This window comes from Winogradskyella sp. 266wxhm (assembly GCF_058964685.1).
In genome coordinates this window covers 1,796,350-1,813,955 of the sequence record NZ_CM179559.1, presented here as the reverse complement: position 1 = coordinate 1,813,955, position 17,606 = coordinate 1,796,350, and the positions used below count along the sequence as shown (strand labels likewise).

At 32.0% G+C, this 17,606-nt stretch carries 19 protein-coding genes; 6 read left to right on the top strand and 13 right to left on the bottom strand.

Annotation, left to right across the window (positions count from 1 at the left end):
• Positions 1-91: 91 nt before the first annotated feature.
• Genes AC2H4K_RS07920 through AC2H4K_RS07890 form a run of 7 tightly spaced genes read right to left on the bottom strand, consistent with a single transcriptional unit; the run spans position 92 to position 5,168 of the window.
• Positions 92-592 carry a hypothetical protein gene (locus AC2H4K_RS07920; RefSeq protein ID WP_281140688.1) on the bottom strand — a complete coding sequence of 167 codons (501 nt, stop codon included), beginning with the start codon at positions 590-592 and terminating at the stop codon, positions 92-94.
• Positions 593-595: 3 nt separating this feature from the next.
• Positions 596-1,315, bottom strand: a complete 720-nt coding sequence (locus AC2H4K_RS07915; protein ID WP_281140689.1) for an ABC transporter ATP-binding protein — start codon at positions 1,313-1,315, stop codon at positions 596-598.
• A gap of 16 nt (positions 1,316-1,331) precedes the next feature.
• Positions 1,332-2,810, bottom strand: coding sequence for a DUF5687 family protein (locus AC2H4K_RS07910; protein WP_281140690.1), 1,479 nt, complete (start codon positions 2,808-2,810; stop codon positions 1,332-1,334).
• 48 nt (positions 2,811-2,858) lie between these two features.
• The gene (locus tag AC2H4K_RS07905) at positions 2,859-3,548 is read right to left on the bottom strand and encodes a hypothetical protein (RefSeq protein WP_281140691.1); all 690 of its coding nucleotides are present in this window, start codon (positions 3,546-3,548) and stop codon (positions 2,859-2,861) included.
• Positions 3,548-4,186, bottom strand: coding sequence for a hypothetical protein (locus tag AC2H4K_RS07900; protein ID WP_281140692.1), 639 nt, complete (start codon positions 4,184-4,186; stop codon positions 3,548-3,550). The genes AC2H4K_RS07905 and AC2H4K_RS07900 overlap by 1 nt, the downstream gene beginning before the upstream one ends.
• 2 nt (positions 4,187-4,188) lie before the next feature.
• Positions 4,189-4,833 carry a hypothetical protein gene (locus AC2H4K_RS07895; RefSeq protein ID WP_493743028.1) on the bottom strand — a complete coding sequence of 215 codons (645 nt, stop codon included), beginning with the start codon at positions 4,831-4,833 and terminating at the stop codon, positions 4,189-4,191.
• Positions 4,834-4,835: 2 nt separating this feature from the next.
• Complete coding sequence (locus tag AC2H4K_RS07890; protein WP_281140694.1) at positions 4,836-5,168, bottom strand: PadR family transcriptional regulator; 333 nt, start codon at positions 5,166-5,168, stop codon at positions 4,836-4,838.
• Positions 5,169-5,281: 113 nt separating this feature from the next.
• Here AC2H4K_RS07890 and AC2H4K_RS07885 point away from each other — a divergent pair, with 113 nt between their 5' ends.
• On the top strand, positions 5,282-6,340 hold the full coding sequence (locus AC2H4K_RS07885; protein WP_281140695.1) for a ferredoxin--NADP reductase: 1,059 nt from the start codon (positions 5,282-5,284) through the stop codon (positions 6,338-6,340).
• Positions 6,341-6,372: 32 nt separating this feature from the next.
• Here AC2H4K_RS07885 and AC2H4K_RS07880 read toward each other — a convergent pair whose 3' ends face one another.
• Entirely contained in the window at positions 6,373-7,407 is a 1,035-nt protein-coding gene (locus tag AC2H4K_RS07880) for a glycosyltransferase family 9 protein (RefSeq protein WP_281140696.1), read from the bottom strand.
• Positions 7,408-7,506: 99 nt separating this feature from the next.
• Positions 7,507-8,115, bottom strand: a complete 609-nt coding sequence (locus tag AC2H4K_RS07875; protein WP_281140697.1) for a DUF4254 domain-containing protein — start codon at positions 8,113-8,115, stop codon at positions 7,507-7,509.
• A gap of 74 nt (positions 8,116-8,189) precedes the next feature.
• Here AC2H4K_RS07875 and upp point away from each other — a divergent pair, with 74 nt between their 5' ends.
• A complete protein-coding gene (gene upp / locus AC2H4K_RS07870) occupies positions 8,190-8,849 on the top strand; it encodes a uracil phosphoribosyltransferase (RefSeq protein ID WP_281140698.1) in 660 nt (219 codons plus the stop codon).
• On the opposite strand, the gene AC2H4K_RS07865 is transcribed toward upp, so the two are convergent.
• Positions 8,838-9,755 (bottom strand): DUF6427 family protein, encoded by a 918-nt coding sequence (locus AC2H4K_RS07865; RefSeq protein WP_281140699.1) that lies wholly within the window; start codon positions 9,753-9,755, stop codon positions 8,838-8,840. The two genes, upp and AC2H4K_RS07865, sit on opposite strands and share 12 nt — an antisense overlap.
• A gap of 41 nt (positions 9,756-9,796) precedes the next feature.
• Here AC2H4K_RS07865 and AC2H4K_RS07860 point away from each other — a divergent pair, with 41 nt between their 5' ends.
• On the top strand, positions 9,797-10,024 hold the full coding sequence (locus AC2H4K_RS07860) for a DUF6341 family protein (protein ID WP_281140700.1): 228 nt from the start codon (positions 9,797-9,799) through the stop codon (positions 10,022-10,024).
• On the opposite strand, the gene purD is transcribed toward AC2H4K_RS07860, so the two are convergent.
• Positions 10,019-11,290 (bottom strand): phosphoribosylamine--glycine ligase, encoded by a 1,272-nt coding sequence (purD, locus tag AC2H4K_RS07855; RefSeq protein ID WP_493743027.1) that lies wholly within the window; start codon positions 11,288-11,290, stop codon positions 10,019-10,021. The genes AC2H4K_RS07860 and purD overlap by 6 nt on opposite strands.
• 84 nt (positions 11,291-11,374) lie before the next feature.
• Between purD and AC2H4K_RS07850 the strand changes: the two genes are divergently transcribed.
• Genes AC2H4K_RS07850 through AC2H4K_RS07840 form a run of 3 tightly spaced genes read left to right on the top strand, consistent with a single transcriptional unit; the run spans position 11,375 to position 14,948 of the window.
• Complete coding sequence (locus tag AC2H4K_RS07850; protein ID WP_493743026.1) at positions 11,375-12,682, top strand: phenylacetate--CoA ligase family protein; 1,308 nt, start codon at positions 11,375-11,377, stop codon at positions 12,680-12,682.
• Between the two features lie 8 nt (positions 12,683-12,690).
• The gene (gene wecB, locus AC2H4K_RS07845; protein WP_281140703.1) at positions 12,691-13,785 is read left to right on the top strand and encodes a non-hydrolyzing UDP-N-acetylglucosamine 2-epimerase; all 1,095 of its coding nucleotides are present in this window, start codon (positions 12,691-12,693) and stop codon (positions 13,783-13,785) included.
• Positions 13,785-14,948 (top strand): glycosyltransferase family 4 protein, encoded by a 1,164-nt coding sequence (locus tag AC2H4K_RS07840; RefSeq protein WP_281140704.1) that lies wholly within the window; start codon positions 13,785-13,787, stop codon positions 14,946-14,948. Before wecB ends, AC2H4K_RS07840 begins: the two co-directional genes overlap by 1 nt.
• On the opposite strand, the gene AC2H4K_RS07835 is transcribed toward AC2H4K_RS07840, so the two are convergent.
• Together AC2H4K_RS07835 and AC2H4K_RS07830 are read right to left on the bottom strand one after the other, a co-directional pair.
• Positions 14,945-16,300, bottom strand: a complete 1,356-nt coding sequence (locus tag AC2H4K_RS07835; protein WP_281140705.1) for an undecaprenyl-phosphate glucose phosphotransferase — start codon at positions 16,298-16,300, stop codon at positions 14,945-14,947. The two genes, AC2H4K_RS07840 and AC2H4K_RS07835, sit on opposite strands and share 4 nt — an antisense overlap.
• A gap of 97 nt (positions 16,301-16,397) precedes the next feature.
• A complete protein-coding gene (locus AC2H4K_RS07830; RefSeq protein ID WP_281140706.1) occupies positions 16,398-17,603 on the bottom strand; it encodes a WcaI family glycosyltransferase in 1,206 nt (401 codons plus the stop codon).
• Positions 17,604-17,606: the final 3 nt, after the last annotated feature.

Sequence of the window (17,606 nt, the reverse complement as noted above, 5' to 3'; positions counted from 1 at the left end):
GGTAAAAATAAACATCTTTTTGATTTCTAGAGATAATTTCGTGGTTTTTCGAGGACTGAAATGGCGCTAAAAAGTATATATAAGAAATTCACTACATAATGCGAGAAAGGATTGTGGAAACTGCAACAGCTATAAAAACTCCAACAAAAAACGCTAACTTGTTTTTTAATGCTGAACCTTGTAAATGAGCATACAATACCAGTAAAATCTCTAACTCATCAACCTTTTTATCTAAAACATCGATAACATAATTTTTTTTGTCAAAAATGATATCCTCATTATTGATTTTGACAAGTGTTTTGTTTTGATTATCTACAAGTTTAGTACCACCTTTATAGCTAGAAATTCCTTTTATTTTATGTCCAGACCCTGAAATTTCAATTGCTCCAAAATTAGACTTTTGATTCAAGTTAACTTTAACCTTGTCGTTTTCTAAAACAACTGAAGCTAACTTGTCTCTTTTTATGTTATAGATCCTATCATTAATGAAAATTTCAGTTTCAATAAAATTGTCATCTATTTTTATTTGTCCAACCAAGGTTTGGTCATCACTATATAGATTGTAAAAATTGTCTTCTAATCTAGCTATCATAATTTATTCTTCTTCCTGAGATATCATACCGCTTGAGAAATGTGCTTCAAGCTCTTTTAGAGTCGCAGGATTTGTTTCTAAATCTTTAACAATATTACCTTTTTCTAGTACTACAATACGTTCGCAAACGTCAGTAACATGCAATAAATCGTGACTAGACACCAATACCGTAACGCCTCGTTTCTCTGCTAAATCTTTTATAATTTGCTTTAAACGGATTTGAGTCGTAGGATCTAAATTAGCAAAAGGTTCATCCAAAATAATGACTTCAGGATTCCCTATCAATGCAGCAACTATTCCTGCTTTCTTTTGGTTACCTTTACTTAAGTCTCTAAGGTATTTTTTCTTCCCAAGAATTTCACCATTAAAGAAATCTTCGAACTGAGACGTTAAAGCATCTACATCGGCTTTGTTCTGTCCTCGTAATTCACCTATAAAATAGAAATACTCTTCAGCCGTTAAGTAGCCAATTAAGAAACTTTCGTCTATAAATGCGGATGTAAAAGGTTTCCAGTCTTCGCTTTCATTAACCTTTATCTCATTACTTTTTATAAAGCCTGTAGATGGTTGAATAAGGTCTAATAACAAGCTGAAATAGGTTGTTTTTCCGGCTCCGTTATTGCCTACCAAACCAAAACTTTGACCTTTTGGTATGGATAATTCTTCAATGTTTAGAACTGTAGTTCCGTTATATGTTTTTGAAAGGTTATTTGTGTATATCATGATGTTGGTTGTGTTATTAATTGTCTTGACTAAAGGCACTAATCATTTTGTATTTTGAATCTAAATAGCGTTTTGTTATCGTTTTCATTAGTTTTTTGTGTAAAACGATTCCCAAAACACCAAGTATTATTAAGGCTGCGATACCTGCCTCAAATCCGAGTAACCAGTTAATTAACGCAAATATTAGCATTGGCAAAATCATAAGTGGTAGACCTATAATCCATTGTACGGCTCCTGTACCTTGATAATTGAATGCTGCACGCTGATTGAGGTCTATTTTCTTTCGGTTGAATGAACCTCCAAAAAGCATGACGTGTGAGTTAACACCAATATTGTAAATGGCTGCAGCAAAATGCGCTATCAATATCTTCCAACCAAAGTAAACATAAGGAATACTTAGTAAAAACATAATCCCAACACTGAGTACCATTAGTACAAATTTAGAACGTAAGTATTGTTCGTATTTAATATTTTGACTCATCAATAACTTGTAATAACCACTATCCCAAGCTGGAATAAACTGCCCAAAGTTGATAAGAAAAATTCCCGTTACAAAAATCCCTATAAAAGGAAAAAGCCAAACCATTTCTTTATACATAGGTTGAGGATAAAAGAACAAACCATAAAGTAAGCCTATAACCATTATGAATACAGAAGATTTAGTACGCTTATTTCTCCAAATGAGTTTTAAATCTAATTGCATAAATGGCGCAATATTTCCAAATCGTTTTGTCCAAGATAAATCAGCAGCCTTAACTTCTGCAACCTTTGATTTCAATGAGCTATCTAGGAAAAGTTTTTCTCTTAAAATCTTGAAATTATAGACATATAATAAAGCTAAAATTACCAATGGAATTAATATTAACACTGGACTATTAGCAATACCTATTAATGCACCACCAATGAGGGATGTCATTGACACAAATTCAAAATAATTGAGACCATAAAGCAATCCTACAACTAGTATTAAGGGTAAAAAAGATAATTCTGTTTTAGCAGAAAGTGCCTCAATAATGAAGTTTAAAAAGTTATTTATGAATACCAGAATAATCATTGTCAGCATCCATGTTAATACCATTGATGTTGAAAATCCGTCACCAATAAGCATAACACTAAATGGGATTATTGCAAACAATGGTAAGAAGTTGAAAAACGATAGCGCAGACTTTCCTAGAACATAGTGGACTACTGTTGATCGTTTAATAGGCAACGTCAGTAGAGGTTTTACACTCATTACGGGCAACTTTTGAAAAAAGAAACGCAGGAGTAAATCCAGAATAATCCAGAAAAAAAGAAATCCATTAGCCACGACAAAAGGATCTTGATCTGGGAAAGTCTCTTTTAAAAGGAACAAAAGACCAAAACCTATAAATGAAAATATCACAATAAAATACAGCGCTAAAAACACCATTAAAATGTTTAATGCCATACTTTTCTGCCAATAAGATGAGCGGAAATACTGTTTCCACTCTAAGTTGATAAACTGTTTTATCATAGTATATTTGGTTGGTTTTATATGTAAGTAACTAAAATACTGTTTTTGTTACAAAGAAAACTCTGGATAGGTTTCATTTAACAAATCTTCAGCCTTATTAGGAATAAGCTCAAAGCTGATGTAATTAAGTAATAATAGTATTGTATAGACTACGGAAAGACCTATTATAGCGTAAATATTCATTGAGAACTCGTCCGAAACAACTAAAGTATGATGTACCTGAGACAACACAATTAAAGAGGTTACACCTGCCTGTTTAAAAATCAACTCTTCAAGCATCCATTTTTTATTGGATATTTTTTTTCGTCTTACAAACTGTCTATTGAGTCTAACGTTTTTATAAATAGTCCAAACAGCTATAATTCCATAAAAAACTGCAGAAAGCACTCCTGCTATTTTAGATGAGAAGGAAACATAAAAAATTAGAAACAAAACTATGGTTGCTAATATCTGAGGAATTTCAAACCATTTTTTCAACTCTTTCCAAAGGTAACTCCTGTAACGTTTGTTCATGGCTTTAGACTTTTGCTCAATGGCTTCCATAAAACCAAAAATCCCAAACTTTTTAAAGGCTTTGTCTCTGGCGTCTTCAAAACTTAACTTAGGCTCGTCTTGCCACATCGTCTCAATATCATTAGCCAAGTGATCAACTAACTCTGTTTGTAAATCGTAATGTTCTACAAAATGCTTTCTTGTAAAAGCATAAAGGTCTTCTATTTGAGATTCGGTTAGTTTCACTACAGTAGATGTTTTAATTTTAAAGCTTTATTAAAAGCATATATATAAACCTTATAACCAGCTGTCATCATTAGCAAATAAAATGTCATAATTAGGGGTAACAATAGATTCAAATATTCTTTTGGCAATAACTCTAACGGTAGATTGATCATTATTAAACCAAAAGAAAAATAGAAAAGACCATATTGCATATTTACGGATCTGCCCAGCTTTTTTCTCCATGCTTTTGCAGATTCATAAATGAGAATTAAAATAGGTGCAGCTAACACTATTAAAGATATTGTTTCCGATACTTCTGAAAAAACAACCGTTACTCTGCTAAAAATCAAATAAAATAACACAAAACCTATTAGAGATTTTGGTTGCTTTACCAAGTTTACCATTTCTGTAAAATGCTTTTTTCTATATAACTTGTTGGTAGATTTCCAACTTTGAACATTAATCTCTTTAAGATTTTTATACCAATTAGCATTTATAAGACTTTGTCTAAATACAGTTTGAAAATCTGCTGAACCAGAATAGTTTTCCATATCAGAAACTAAATGGTCAACCATTTCTAATCGTACATCCCAAAATTTTATTCCTTCGTTTTTCAGGTAATTATCTACGTGTTGTATTTGTTCCTTTGTTATTTTCATATTTAGGCTAAACTCTTAAATCTATTTTGAAACTCATAAATCATCTTTTTACTAACTATTGTCATGGCAATTAAAAGAGTAAGTGCAAAACTCGTCATTACATAAAGTACGAAGCTTGTATTTGTACTTTTTAAGCCTGCTACATTCCAACATAAATGAAATAAATTAAACGACATAGCATATATTAATCCAAGCCGCTCTAGGGCAGAAAATCGTCTTAAATTAGATCGTTTTACTTTTATGTAGTAATAAATGCCAAAAATTACAAAACCAATTAATGGTAAAGCGGCAAGCCAACTTCTAAAATTATTTATACCAAATATTTTATTTACATTTTGAAACAGTATATACAAAGCAAAAAAAGTAAGTATACAAGGCCAGTTGAATAACTCATGAAATATACTTTTTGTTAAACGTCTATCTGTGTCTTTAATAAATGATTTATTATTATTCAATAAACTGTTTTTATTATCAACCATATAGTCTTTAAAAATAAAATAGAAATCCCTTTTATCTCCATTTTCCATCTTTGTTTCTATAACTGAGGCTATATGATCTAGCATTTCCATTCGAATATCAATGTGGATGATATTAGAGTTTTCAAGATATGTATCTATAAACTTTATGTTTTCTTTAGTTAGCTTCATCTTTAAGCCAATTTAGGGTTTACCAAAGTTTGCATGGTCTTTATATATTCGGCTAATTCTTCAAGTTTATTAGCAGTTTCTTTGGTGCCGTTTTCTGTGAGTTTATAATATTTGCGCAAACGGTTATCAACCTTAGCAACCTCAACATCCAACAGTCCTTGGGCTTCTAACTTATGTAAAGCAGGATATAATGCTCCTTCAGTAATTTTTAGCTCTCCTTTAGTGAGCTCTTTTACCTTTTGGGTTATTTCATAACCGTACATTTTATCGTGCTCATTTAACAACTTTAAAATGATGGTATTTAAACTCCCCTTATATAATTTTGAATTACTCATAACAACACAAATATACATAATTTTCTTATGCATAAGTTTTTTAGGTATTATTTTAATCTTAATTTCTCGTGCTATGCCACACTCCTTCCTTATTTTTGCAGAAAATATTAGTAATGGCACAATTTCATACCCTAAAGATAAAATCCGTAGAAAAAGTTACCGATCATGCTGTAGCGATATCTTTTGAAATTCCTGAATCTTTAAAAGCTAATTTTGCTTTCAACGCAGGACAATATATTACCTTAAAAACTACAATTAATGGCGAAGAAATTCGTCGAGACTACTCTATTTGCGCGTCAAAAAACAGTGGTGATTTAACCGTTGCTGTAAAATCGGTTGATGGTGGTACATTTTCGGTTTTTGCCAATACACAACTAAAAGCTGGAGACACTATTGAAGTAGCTGAGCCTAACGGCCGTTTTGTATTTGAGCCTAATGAAGCAAAATCTAGAACTGTTGCTGCTTTTGCTGCTGGTAGTGGTATTACTCCTGTTCTAAGCATTGCTAAAACACTTCTTGAAGAAGAGCCCTTCAGTAATTTTATTTTAATTTACGGGAACAAATCTTCTAAAGACACTATGTTTTTTAAGGATTTGGTAGAAATGCAAGCACAATACGGCAATCGCTTACATGTTCATTTTATATACAGTCAATCTCGTGAGGAAGGAGCTCTTTTAGGCCGAATTGAAAGAAGTACGGTAAATCTTATGGTGAAAAATAAATACAAAGAAGTCACTATTGATGCGTTTTACATTTGTGGACCAGAAGCTATGATTCATACAGTAAAGGATACTTTAGTTGAAAACAACATTAAGGAAAAATCCATTTTCTTCGAGTTGTTTACAGTTCCTGATGCACCAGAAGAAGAAAATAATGTTGAAGGTTTAACAGGAAACACCAAAGTTAAAGTCTTGGTAGATGATGAAGAGTTTGAATTTGAAATGTCTAAAGAACAATCTATTCTTGAAGCGACTTTAAAACAAGATATTGATGCACCATACTCTTGCCAAGGTGGTATTTGCAGTAGCTGTATTGCTCGCCTAACTGAGGGTGAAGCTAAAATGAGACAAAACAATATTCTTACGGATAATGAAGTTGCAGAAGGCTTGGTATTAACTTGCCAGGCGCATCCTACAACAGCTACGGTTACTGTGGACTATGATGATGTGTAATTTAGAAGCTTAGATTTTAGACCTGTAAAATATTAGATTCCTGCCTTTGTAGGAATTACAGACTTTACTTTTGAAACAATAGTCTCAACAGCAATACTTCCTGCTGCGTTTTCGTAGGCTTCAGGATATTTATTGCCGTAAATAGATGTAGGGATTTTAGGATATTGGCTTCTATCTGCTGTAAGTTGAAAATCTTCAGGTTGATTAAACGGCACAAAACCAGCAAAAGGATGGGTAACTCCCCAAATCGTAATTACTTTTACACCAAACATTGCAGCTAAATGTCCATTCCCAGAATCCATAGCAAGCATCAATTTTAAATTTGAAATTAACGCTAATTCATCTTCAAAATTTAGCTTTCCTGCAACAGAAACTACATTATCATATTTCGCTTCAAAGGCATTAAGCACTTCTATTTCTTGTTCTCCTCCACCAAATAAGATAACCTTATAATCTATAGATAATTCCGAAATAACCATTTCCATGTTCTCTAGTGGATACATTTTACTACTATGTGCAGCAAATGGTGCAATACCTACTAAAGTTTCATTGCTGTTAATACCTAAATCTAAAACTGCTTTGCTTAAAGGTTTTGCTTTTGGAAATTTTGGCTGTGATAAATCGACTGGAAACCCTAATGCTTTAAACACATCTGCATAGCGTTGATGCGTGGTTTTTAGTTGTTTTACCACTTCACCTGAAACTAAAGCTTTTTTCTCTGCTCTACCTTTATCAATCTGGATTACTTTTTTCCCGAAGAAAAACAGTTTCAAAATTTTACTTCGTAAAACGTTGTGTAAATCTGCAATAACATCAAAGCCTAACGTTCTAAGTTCTTTTGATAGTTTATAAAGCCCTAAAACGCCTTTGTGTTTGCCTTTTAAATCAGCCACATAAACCTCAACATTTGGAATACCTTCAAAAAAAGGTTTAAAAAACGCTCTGGTAACAACGGTTACTTTTACTTGTGGATGTTGTAATGTTAATGCACGCAATACAGGCACTGTCATAGCAACGTCTCCCATTGCCGAAAATCTTATGACGAGTATGTGAGTGGGTTTTTGCATAAAAAACTGTCACACTGAGCGCAGTCGAAGTGCTTTTTAAGTTAGAAGTATACTTTGGTATCGACTGCGCTCAGACTGACAATTCTCTCTTTAATGAATTTATTTTTGTCCTCTTAAAACAGGATTAAGCTCATCGTCATTGTACATTTTCATTTGTTTGTAAACTTTCATGTACTTATCTCCGTTCGCTATATCAGTTAATAAATCGTCAATTGCAGTGCTCAAATCTGTACGTTGCTCTAGTAAAACGTCTAATTTCATTTGGCAAGCTGCTTTATGATCTTCGGTAGCATCTTCTCTCACAGTTTCTAAATGCATGTGATAGATTTTTAATGCCAAAATAGATAGTCTGTCTATAGCCCAAGCAGGACTTTCTGAGTTAATTTTAGCATCTGCTTTTACAGCAACATCTTTGTATTTGTCTAAGAAGTAGCTATCAATATATTCAACTGTATCGGTTCTGTCTTGGTTAGAAGCATCAATCATACGCTTTAATTTTAATGCCGCAACAGGATCGATATTTGGGTCTCTAATAATGTCTTCATAAGCCCACTGTACTGTATCTATCCAACATTTTCTGTATAACAAATGAGCAATTACATCTTCATTTTTATCATACTTATTTGTAAAAGGTTGTTCTACCGTATTTAAAACTTTATAGGTTTTAATAACATCTTGAAATATACTGTTTGCTTTATCTGAAAACATATCGAATTATTTAGTTTGAATATGCAAATATACTTTGAATTATTAACTTAGCCATTCAAGAAAAACACATCATTATGCAAATTCATAACCTTTCTGAAACGCCTTCAATTTTAAATACTTTTATGTCTGAAATTAGAGATGTGAGCATTCAAAATGACCGCATGCGCTTCAGACGAAATATTGAACGTATTGGTGAAGTTTTAGGTTATGAATTAAGCAAATCGCTTTATTTTGAAAAACATCAAACAGAAACACCTCTCGGAAATCACAACACTACTTTGTATAAAAATGACATTGTGTTATGTTCTATTTTAAGAGCTGGTGTCCCTTTACATAATGGCTTATTGAACTATTTTGATGCAGCAGAAAACGCATTCATTTCAGCTTACAGACATCATAAACACAATCCTGAAAGTTTTGAAATCATTGTTGAATATTTAGCCTGTCCAAGTTTAGAAGGCAAAACCTTAATTCTTGCGGACCCTATGTTGGCAACTGGACAATCTATGGTAGCAACTTACGAAGCACTTAAACCTTTTGGCACTCCAAAAGATATACATTTGGTAAGTGTTATTGGCGCACAGGAAGGTGTGGATTTTGTATCTAATCACTTTAATGAAGATGCACACTTATGGATAGCAGATGTAGATCAAAAGCTTAACGAAAAAGGTTACATTGTTCCTGGTTTAGGAGATGCTGGCGATTTAGCTTTTGGAAACAAACTACAACAATAAGGTTAGTAATGGCGTAATAATAAGTAAGGCTACAAACACTTCTTTAAACCAACGTTCTGAAATAACTTCAACATAGTTTGCCATCATTATAGAAAATGGCACAAACAAGAATATAAATTCGCTACCATTTTTTTCGGGAGCAATGATAGCCACCAAAACTGCAATAATGGAAGCCCAAGCTATTATAAAATACGTAGGTTTTAGCTTCTTGTTTTTATCTGGAATAATCCTAAAGAAATAAACCAATATCCAAATATGTAGCGTTGCTAAAACCGTTAGTTTAATGATACTCGATTTTGTGTTGTAAGGTGTTAAGTCTAAACTTGAAAAACGATTAAAATCATCAGGTTTAAAGAAGGTATCGTGAAATAAAATATTGAAGGCTACAAAAAGTATTAAAATCGTTAAAAGGCCTACGAAAGGAATAATTACATTTTTTAAATCATTCTGCGAATAATAAATCAATGCTACAATTACAAGTGCAAAAAACAGAATTGACCAAAAGTAAAACAGTGTTGCTAAACCTATCCAAAAAGCAGCATCAAAAAGTTTTTTCTTTATGTCTATTTTAGAGTGTAAGTTTATAAGTCTTCTTAAAGCAAAAAGATTAAACAAACCCGCAAATAATAGATCTGAATACCTCATAGCTCCTGGAAACATAAAAAAAAGTAATCCAAGAACCATTATAGCATAGCTATTGTTTTGGGTAAGCTTATTTTTAGAGACTATAAAATCTAATAAGAAAATTAAAAAGAGTACAACTCCTAGTTTAGAGAGCATAGATAAAGCGCTACTAAAGTCATAAAACAGCTGATTATAGTAGGTAGTCACAAAAACAAAAATGACCAGAACCGCAACTATAATAAAGTTTATAGGTTTAGATTTACTAAAAATGCTTGTAATCATTAACTCTTTTTGTATTTTTGCTTCGTAAATTTATAAAAGTTATGAAGGATTTCTTTTACGCAATACGAGATTTATTTGTTGATGTCTTATTTGCTCCATTAGATGCTCTAAGAAAATTAGAGTTAGAAAGCTGGTTTGGTGCCAACTTTATGTCTTGGATTTTTATGGCCGTAGGCTTTGTAGCATTCGTTTATTGGATGCTTCAGTTAAAAAAATACAACGACAACAACGAAGAAGACAAAAGCATATCTTCTCACTCGTATTTATAAGTCGAAACCGATATCTTTACGATAATACATCTTATCAAAATGTAGTTTTTCTATACTTTGGTAAGATTTTTTTATGGCCTCTTGGTACGTTTCACCATACGATGTAATTGCCAATACACGTCCACCAGAAGTTACAACTTTATCATCTTGAAACTTTGCTCCTGCATGAAAAACTATTGAATCTTCGATGGTTTCAATCCCTGTAATTTCTTTACCTTTTTCATAAGCTTCTGGATAACCACCAGATACCATAACAATAGTTGTTGCTGCTCTATTATCAATTTCTATATCGATACTAGAAAGCGTTTGATTACCCATGGCTTTAAAAATCTGAACCATATCCGTTTTCAATCGTGGCAAAACCGCTTCAGTTTCAGGATCTCCCATTCGTACATTATATTCAATAACTTTTGGGTCATCTCCTACTTTTATTAAGCCAATAAAAATAAATCCTACATAAGGTAGATTATCTTTTTGTAAACCTTCTACCGTAGGTTTTACAATCTGATTTTCAATTTTATTAAAAAAATCTTCTGTAGCAAATGGTACTGGAGACACAGCTCCCATTCCACCTGTATTTAAGCCTGTATCTCCTTCTCCTATTCGTTTATAATCTTTTGCCGTTGGTAAAATCTTATAGTCTTTTCCATCTGTAAGTACAAAACAACTCAACTCAATACCATCTAAGAATTCTTCAATAACCACTTTGGTACTTGCGTTACCAAATTTGGCATCGACAAGCATATTTTTTAATTCGGTTTTTGCTTCTTCTAGGTCGTTTAAAATTAAAACCCCTTTTCCTGCCGCTAATCCATCAGCTTTTAAAACGTAAGGTGCATTTAAGGTTTCTAAAAATTTATAGCCTTCTTCTACGTTATCTTTAGTAAAACTTTGATAAGCTGCTGTAGGAATATTGTGGCGCATCATAAATTCTTTGGCAAACTCTTTACTACCTTCTAGCTCAGCAGCTGCTTTTTGCGGTCCAATAACTACGATATTCTTAAGCGCTTCATCTTGTAAAAAGAAATCATGAACTCCCTGTACCAAAGGATCTTCTGGACCAACAACAACTATTTCTATATTGTTTTGAATTACCGCTTCTTTAATAGCCTCAAAATCGGTTACCGAAATATCTAAGTTAGTAGCAATAGCCTGAGTACCAGAATTTCCTGGTGCAACAAATAGGTTTTTGCAGTGATTACTTTGTGCAATTTTCCATGCAAATGTATGTTCTCTTCCTCCAGATCCTAAGACTAAAATATTCATGATTGTGTTTTGTTTGGGCAAAAATAATTGGTTTTGACCTTAAAAAACAATTAATTTACGGAAACCTTAATCGTAAAACACACATTGCGACTTTTTGATTTTTCATTAAAGTTTAATGGCTTTGAAATAGACAAAGCAAAAGAAGCGTTGTCTAAAATTCAATCACAGTCTGATGAAGATTTTATCACCTATATCGAAAATCAGAAAAAAGAGATTGTTTCTTATCACTTAAAACAGAATGCTTTCTATAAAAACTTCGGAAAATCAATAGATATAAATAATTGGGAGTCAGTTCCGGTTATGACCAAACGTCATTTACAGCAACCTCTTGAAAAGCGTCTTTCTAATGGTTACACAACCAAAAATGTATATGTAAACAAAACCTCTGGTAGCTCGGGCGACCCTTTTATTTTTGCAAAAGACAAATGGTGTCACGCTTTAACTTGGGCTGAAATAATGAATCGTTTCGGTTGGTTTGATATAGAATTTAACACTTCTAAACAGGCTAGGTTTTACGGTATCCCTCTGGATAAAAAGGGGTATTACAAAGAGCGTTTAAAGGATTGGTTTGGCAACAGGTATCGGTTTTCAGTTTTTGATTTAAGTGACAGAGCTTTTGAAAACGTACTATCAAAATTCAAATCAACTAACTTTGATTATATCAATGGTTACACAAGTTCTATTGTACAATTTGCAAAATTTTTAAAACGGAAAAATGTTGTTTTAAAAACAATCTGCCAAAGTCTGAAAGTTTGTGTTGTAACTTCAGAAATGTTATTTGATGAAGACAAAATACTTTTAGAAACGCAATTTGGAGTGCCAGTAGTGAATGAATATGGCGCTTCTGAACTTGATTTAATTGCTTTTCAAAATCCAAAAGACCAATGGCAAGTAAACAATGATACTTTGTTTGTTGAAATTTTAGATGAAAACAATACCGTGTTGCCAAACGGTAAAGAAGGTCGAATTGTTATTACATCACTTTACAATAAAGCGCATCCTTTTATTCGCTATGACTTGGGAGATGTAGGCATCCTATCCGAACAAAGCACACCAAATAAACCAATCTTAAAAAAATTAATTGGCAGGACCAATGATATTGCTGTTTTACCGAGTGGTAAAACTGCGGCCGGACTAACATTCTACTACATTACCAAAAGTGTTATTGAAAATGATGGCAATGTGTCTGAGTTTGTTGTTGAGCAAAAGACAATAGATACTTTTGAGATATCTTACGTGAGTAATAATGCCCTTTCTGAGGAAAGGCAAAAGTTTATTACAAAAGAAATGGAGCGTTATTTAGAGTCTGGTATAAAGGTTATCTTTAATCGCGTAAACAAATTGAACAGATCAAAATCTGGAAAGCTAAAGCAGTTTTCGTCAAAACTTTAAAACAAATTATGCAAATAACTATAGTAGCAGGTGCACGACCAAATTTTATAAAGATTGCACCTATTATTAAAGAAATTGAAAAGAAAAAAAATGAAGGTTATGATTTAAACTATCGTTTGGTGCATACTGGCCAACATTACGATAAAAAGTTAAGTGCTACATTTTTTGATGAATTATCTATACCAGATCCAAATGTAAATCTTAACGTTGGAAGCGGAACTCAAGCCGAGCAAACTGCAGCAATAATGATTGGCTTTGAAAAAGAACTTCAGGCATTTCCTACTGACTTGGTAATTGTTGTTGGCGATGTTACCTCAACAATGGCTTGTTCTATCGTAGCAAAGAAGCTACATATTAAGGTCGCACATGTAGAAGCTGGTATACGCTCTGGTGACTTAAAAATGCCCGAAGAAATCAATAGAATGGTAACCGATAGTATAACCGATTATTTCTTTACCACGTCTAAACTGGCCAATAATAATTTAATGCAATTAGGCATTAATGAAAAACAAATCTTCTTTGTAGGAAATGTAATGATAGATACGCTTTTGAGCAAAGAAAAAGACTTTAGACAACCTAAAGCTTGGCAAGAGCTAAATTTAAAATCTAAAGATTATTTTGTTTTAACATTACATAGACCAAGCAACGTTGATGAAGAGTCTCATTTCAAAAATATGCTAAATGAAATTATTACCTCCAGCAGAAATAAACCCATTATTTTTCCCGTACACCCAAGAACTAAAAAAATATTAGATACTCTTGACATTAACTTTGAAAATCTTCATTTTGTAGAGCCTCTAAGCTATCTTGAGTTTAACTATCTGGTAAAACATGCCTTTGCAGTTTTAACCGATTCTGGTGGTATTACAGAAGAAGCTACTATGCTAAATGTGCCATGTATGACTTTTAGAAACTCAACCGAAAGGCCAGAAACTTGTGACATCGGTACCAATGTTTTAGTAGGTTCTTCAATTGAAAAAATTAAAAAATCTTTTGAAAAACTATTTGATGGTAACTGGAAAAAGGGTGCTTATCCAGAATTATGGGATGGAAAAGCTTCGGAAAGAATAATAGAAGAAATTATAAAAATTTATAATTTGTAATGGAGAAACTCACCATTATTACAAGTTACTATCCTCCTGAAATTGGTGCTGCTTCAAATAGAATTCACCATCTTGCTAATGCTTTAAAAGATGAGTATGATGTCTCTGTCATTACGCCTTTGCCAAATTACCCTACAGGTAAAATATTTTCTGAATACAAAGGCAGATTCAGCAACACCTCTCATGAAGATGGTGTAAATGTTATTAGATTATGGTTATACGCTAGTAAATCTAAGAATAAGTTTTTACGCCTTTTTGCTATGCTTTCCTATAGCCTAAGCCTTAGTTGGTACTTTTTATGGCATAAGCTTCCTAATAGAGTTTTAGTACAATCTCCACCTCTACTTGTAGCCTTTACATGTATGCTTTTATTACGTTCAAAAAGAAGAAAACTTATTTTAAACGTTAGTGATTTATGGCCAAGCGCAGGATTTGAGCTAGGTGCACTCAAAAAAAATTTCAGCTATCGATTACTTCAAAAACTTGAAAAATTTAATTACAAATCTGCAGACTTAATTTTAGGACAAAGCAATGAGATTTTAGGCCACGTTAAAACTATAACAACTAAACCAGACTTGTTTCTATATAGGAATTTCCCTGATATCATTCCGCCAAAATTGGAAGATTCAGAAAAAAAGGAAGGTGATACATTAAAAATTGTTTATGCGGGATTATTGGGTTTTGCTCAGGGTATTTTGGAGCTCTGTAAAAAGTTAAACTATGAAAACATTGAGCTTCATATATACGGTTCAGGAGCAGAAGAAGAGCAAATTGTTACATATATTGAGCAGAATAAAGATTTACCCATATATTTCTATGGCAGAGTGGATAGAAAAGATCTACACATGGTATTATTACAATATGATATAACCATCATTCCTTTACTTAACAGAATTTATGGATCTGTTCCTTCCAAAATTTTTGAATATGCAAAACTGGGGCTTCCTATGCTTTATTTTGGTGGTGGTGAAGGTGAGAATATAATTAACAATTACAATCTTGGGTGGGTGGCTCAAGCTGGAAATTATTCTGATTTAAATAGTGTTTTGACTAAAATCAAAATAACTGATTTAAATACTGAAAGAAAAAGAGAGATTCAAAAGACAGCTTTTAAAAATTTTGATTTTAGAGCACAAATTGAAAAATTATTAGAGATTCTCTAGTAAGCTTTATCCTCTCCTTTAACTGCATTTATAAATGTTTGTGCGATTATTTTTAAATCTAAAAGTAGTGACCAATTTTCTATATAAAATATGTCTAACTTTACTCTTCCTATAATGTCTTTATCTGTTTCCACTTCTCCTCTGTAACCACTAACTTGTGCTAAGCCCGTAATTCCTGGTTTAACAAAATGTCTAACCATAAACTTATCTATTTTTTTAGCATACATGTGGGTATGACTAACCATATGAGGTCTAGGACCTACAACAGACATATCTCCAAACAAAACATTAAAAAATTGAGGTAGCTCATCAATACTTGTTTTTCTAAGAAATTTACCAATTTTAGTAATACGGTGATCTCCTCTTGTTACTTGATATAGGTCTGCATCTTTGTTTGGAGTCATTGACCTAAATTTGTAACAATCGAACTCTTTATAATTAAAACCATTTCGAGATTGCTTAAAAAAAACTGGCCCTTTTGATTCTAGCTTTATTAATATTGCTATAATAGGAGTTAACCAAGACAAAACAAAAATAATTATAAAGCTTGAAAACAAAATGTCAAAACTTCGTTTTATAATCATATTCACAGAGTCTTCTAAAGGTATTGTGCGTAAAGTTAAAACAGGAATGTAATCATAGTACTCGTAACGTAGTTTCTTGGAATAAATCTCTTTACTATCTGGAATAAACTTTAGTATTTTCAGGTTGTTGTCAGCAAAATCAACTATATCTGCAATTTGGGCATTTGTTAATTCGGAAATGGAACAGTAAATTTCATCAATTCCTTCTTGTAGGATATAGTTAAAAGCCTGAACAAGGGAGTCTTCTTTTTCTTTGAAATTAAATGTCTTCTTATATGAATATCCGTACTCTGGATTTTCATTAAAAAAGCTTTTTAACGCAATAGTCTTTTTATTCACACCAAATATTACGGTGTTTCTATAGTTACCACCAAATGAAATTCTATAGCGCTGCAATAGATAATACACCATAAACTTGAATATACTTATTAGAATAAAACTCGCTATTGTATATTTTACAATTGGTTTCGGGTAAATTTTTAACTCGTGGTATAGTCCAGAAAAGGCAAAAATAAACAGCAGAAATAGGATTGCTTGTCTAAAAACAAGCGATAGAATATCAACTGGTCTTGTATATCTATATACTTCATAAAATTTAGAATAGATAGATATAAGCATCCAACCCAACGATATAAAAACAACAAACACCAAAGAATTTGTTTTTTCTAAAAGATATAATACCGCTAAGGTGTTTATAATACTTAAGTCAATTATGTATGAAATAGGCCGTAAATAGCCAGAATATCTTCCCTGTTTAAATAAGCTCAAGTATGAATAATTTATTTATGTAGTTGACTTAAAAATTTCTCATAAATTTAAACAAAAATAAGAAGAAGTTTAAAAACACATAGTTTTAAACAAGTGTTTATAATTGCTTCAACTTGTCTAACATTCTATTTAGAATTTTAGTCTTAGAGAAATTTTCTATCACAAACTCTCGAGCTAGATTACCGTTCATTTCCAAACGCTCCTTATCAGACAGAAGTAATTCTAAGTCATGAACAACATCTTTTGAATACTCTGAAAAAAACAAACCTCCTTTTGAGGCCATAATAATCGACTTAACTTCTGATTTATTATTACCTATTATTATTGATGGTTTTGTACTAGCTATCATACCTAATACTTTAGATGGCATTACCGTATCTACAACTTCTGTCTTTTGAAATAAAACGTGTATGTCTGTACTGCATAACAAATCAGACAGCTCATTAAAAGGTACAGGATTATAATATTTAATATTTTTAAAATTTTCTGTTTTTTGTAATAGCCAATCTTTTTTTGAGCCATTTCCAACAATTATTACATCATATTTTTCAGGATTAATATCATTACAGAATTTTAAAAAAGCATCCCAATCCTGCTTATCTCCAATATTTCCAGAGTATAAAATCTTAATTTTTCTTGAATTTAGATATCTATGAATACTCGACTGTTTTGGGTCAATTGCTTTCTCATCAATCCAATTCGGTAAAAAATATGCTTTTGATTCTGTTTTCTTTTTTAATCTTTCCATCATACTATAGCTAATAGTACTTGCTAAGTTTGCTTTGGAAAGCAACCATTTTTCAATAGAAAATAGTGAAGAAAATATTATATTCTTTTTTTCACTAACTCCAGTTTGCAAAGCTGCATCAAACTCAAAGTCTTGTATGTGAACCCACAATTTGGCATTGAATTTTTTTTTAAGAATATATCCTAGAAAAATTGAAGATGTAAAAGGAACAACTGATATTACTAAATCACAATTCTTTATTTTCAAAATATTTATAAAAGAACCAAAAGTGAAATCTATTAAATGTATAACCCTCTTTAGAAAAGTGGGTTTTTTAGGCACGTATTGTTTATATCTTAATATAGTATTACCGTTCAATTCCTCTTTTAAGAACGTTTTTTTGTCTTTATAAGTCTTAGAAATTTCCCACTTTGGATAATAAGGAAATGCCGTTACTACTGTAACCTCATATCCTACACTTTTTAAATATTCAGCCCATTGAGTAGAGTACAACCCTATTGCTGTATCTTCAGGTGCATAATTTAACCCTATGAAAGTTATATTAGTAATTTTCATAGA

What these genes read in the sequence shown, in the direction of transcription:
- AC2H4K_RS07920 (WP_281140688.1), bottom strand. Translation starts at nt 592, where the DNA reads ATGATAGCTAGATTAGAAGACAATTTTTACAATCTATATAGTGATGAC.
- AC2H4K_RS07915 (WP_281140689.1), bottom strand. Translation starts at nt 1,315, where the DNA reads ATGATATACACAAATAACCTTTCAAAAACATATAACGGAACTACAGTT.
- AC2H4K_RS07910 (WP_281140690.1), bottom strand. Translation starts at nt 2,810, where the DNA reads ATGATAAAACAGTTTATCAACTTAGAGTGGAAACAGTATTTCCGCTCA.
- AC2H4K_RS07900 (WP_281140692.1), bottom strand. Translation starts at nt 4,186, where the DNA reads ATGAAAATAACAAAGGAACAAATACAACACGTAGATAATTACCTGAAA.
- AC2H4K_RS07895 (WP_493743028.1), bottom strand. Translation starts at nt 4,833, where the DNA reads ATGAAGCTAACTAAAGAAAACATAAAGTTTATAGATACATATCTTGAA.
- AC2H4K_RS07890 (WP_281140694.1), bottom strand. Translation starts at nt 5,168, where the DNA reads ATGAGTAATTCAAAATTATATAAGGGGAGTTTAAATACCATCATTTTA.
- AC2H4K_RS07885 (WP_281140695.1), top strand. Translation starts at nt 5,282, where the DNA reads ATGGCACAATTTCATACCCTAAAGATAAAATCCGTAGAAAAAGTTACC.
- AC2H4K_RS07880 (WP_281140696.1), bottom strand. Translation starts at nt 7,407, where the DNA reads ATGCAAAAACCCACTCACATACTCGTCATAAGATTTTCGGCAATGGGA.
- AC2H4K_RS07875 (WP_281140697.1), bottom strand. Translation starts at nt 8,115, where the DNA reads ATGTTTTCAGATAAAGCAAACAGTATATTTCAAGATGTTATTAAAACC.
- upp (WP_281140698.1), top strand. Translation starts at nt 8,190, where the DNA reads ATGCAAATTCATAACCTTTCTGAAACGCCTTCAATTTTAAATACTTTT.
- AC2H4K_RS07865 (WP_281140699.1), bottom strand. Translation starts at nt 9,755, where the DNA reads ATGATTACAAGCATTTTTAGTAAATCTAAACCTATAAACTTTATTATA.
- AC2H4K_RS07860 (WP_281140700.1), top strand. Translation starts at nt 9,797, where the DNA reads ATGAAGGATTTCTTTTACGCAATACGAGATTTATTTGTTGATGTCTTA.
- purD (WP_493743027.1), bottom strand. Translation starts at nt 11,290, where the DNA reads ATGAATATTTTAGTCTTAGGATCTGGAGGAAGAGAACATACATTTGCA.
- wecB (WP_281140703.1), top strand. Translation starts at nt 12,691, where the DNA reads ATGCAAATAACTATAGTAGCAGGTGCACGACCAAATTTTATAAAGATT.
- AC2H4K_RS07840 (WP_281140704.1), top strand. Translation starts at nt 13,785, where the DNA reads ATGGAGAAACTCACCATTATTACAAGTTACTATCCTCCTGAAATTGGT.
- AC2H4K_RS07830 (WP_281140706.1), bottom strand. Translation starts at nt 17,603, where the DNA reads ATGAAAATTACTAATATAACTTTCATAGGGTTAAATTATGCACCTGAA.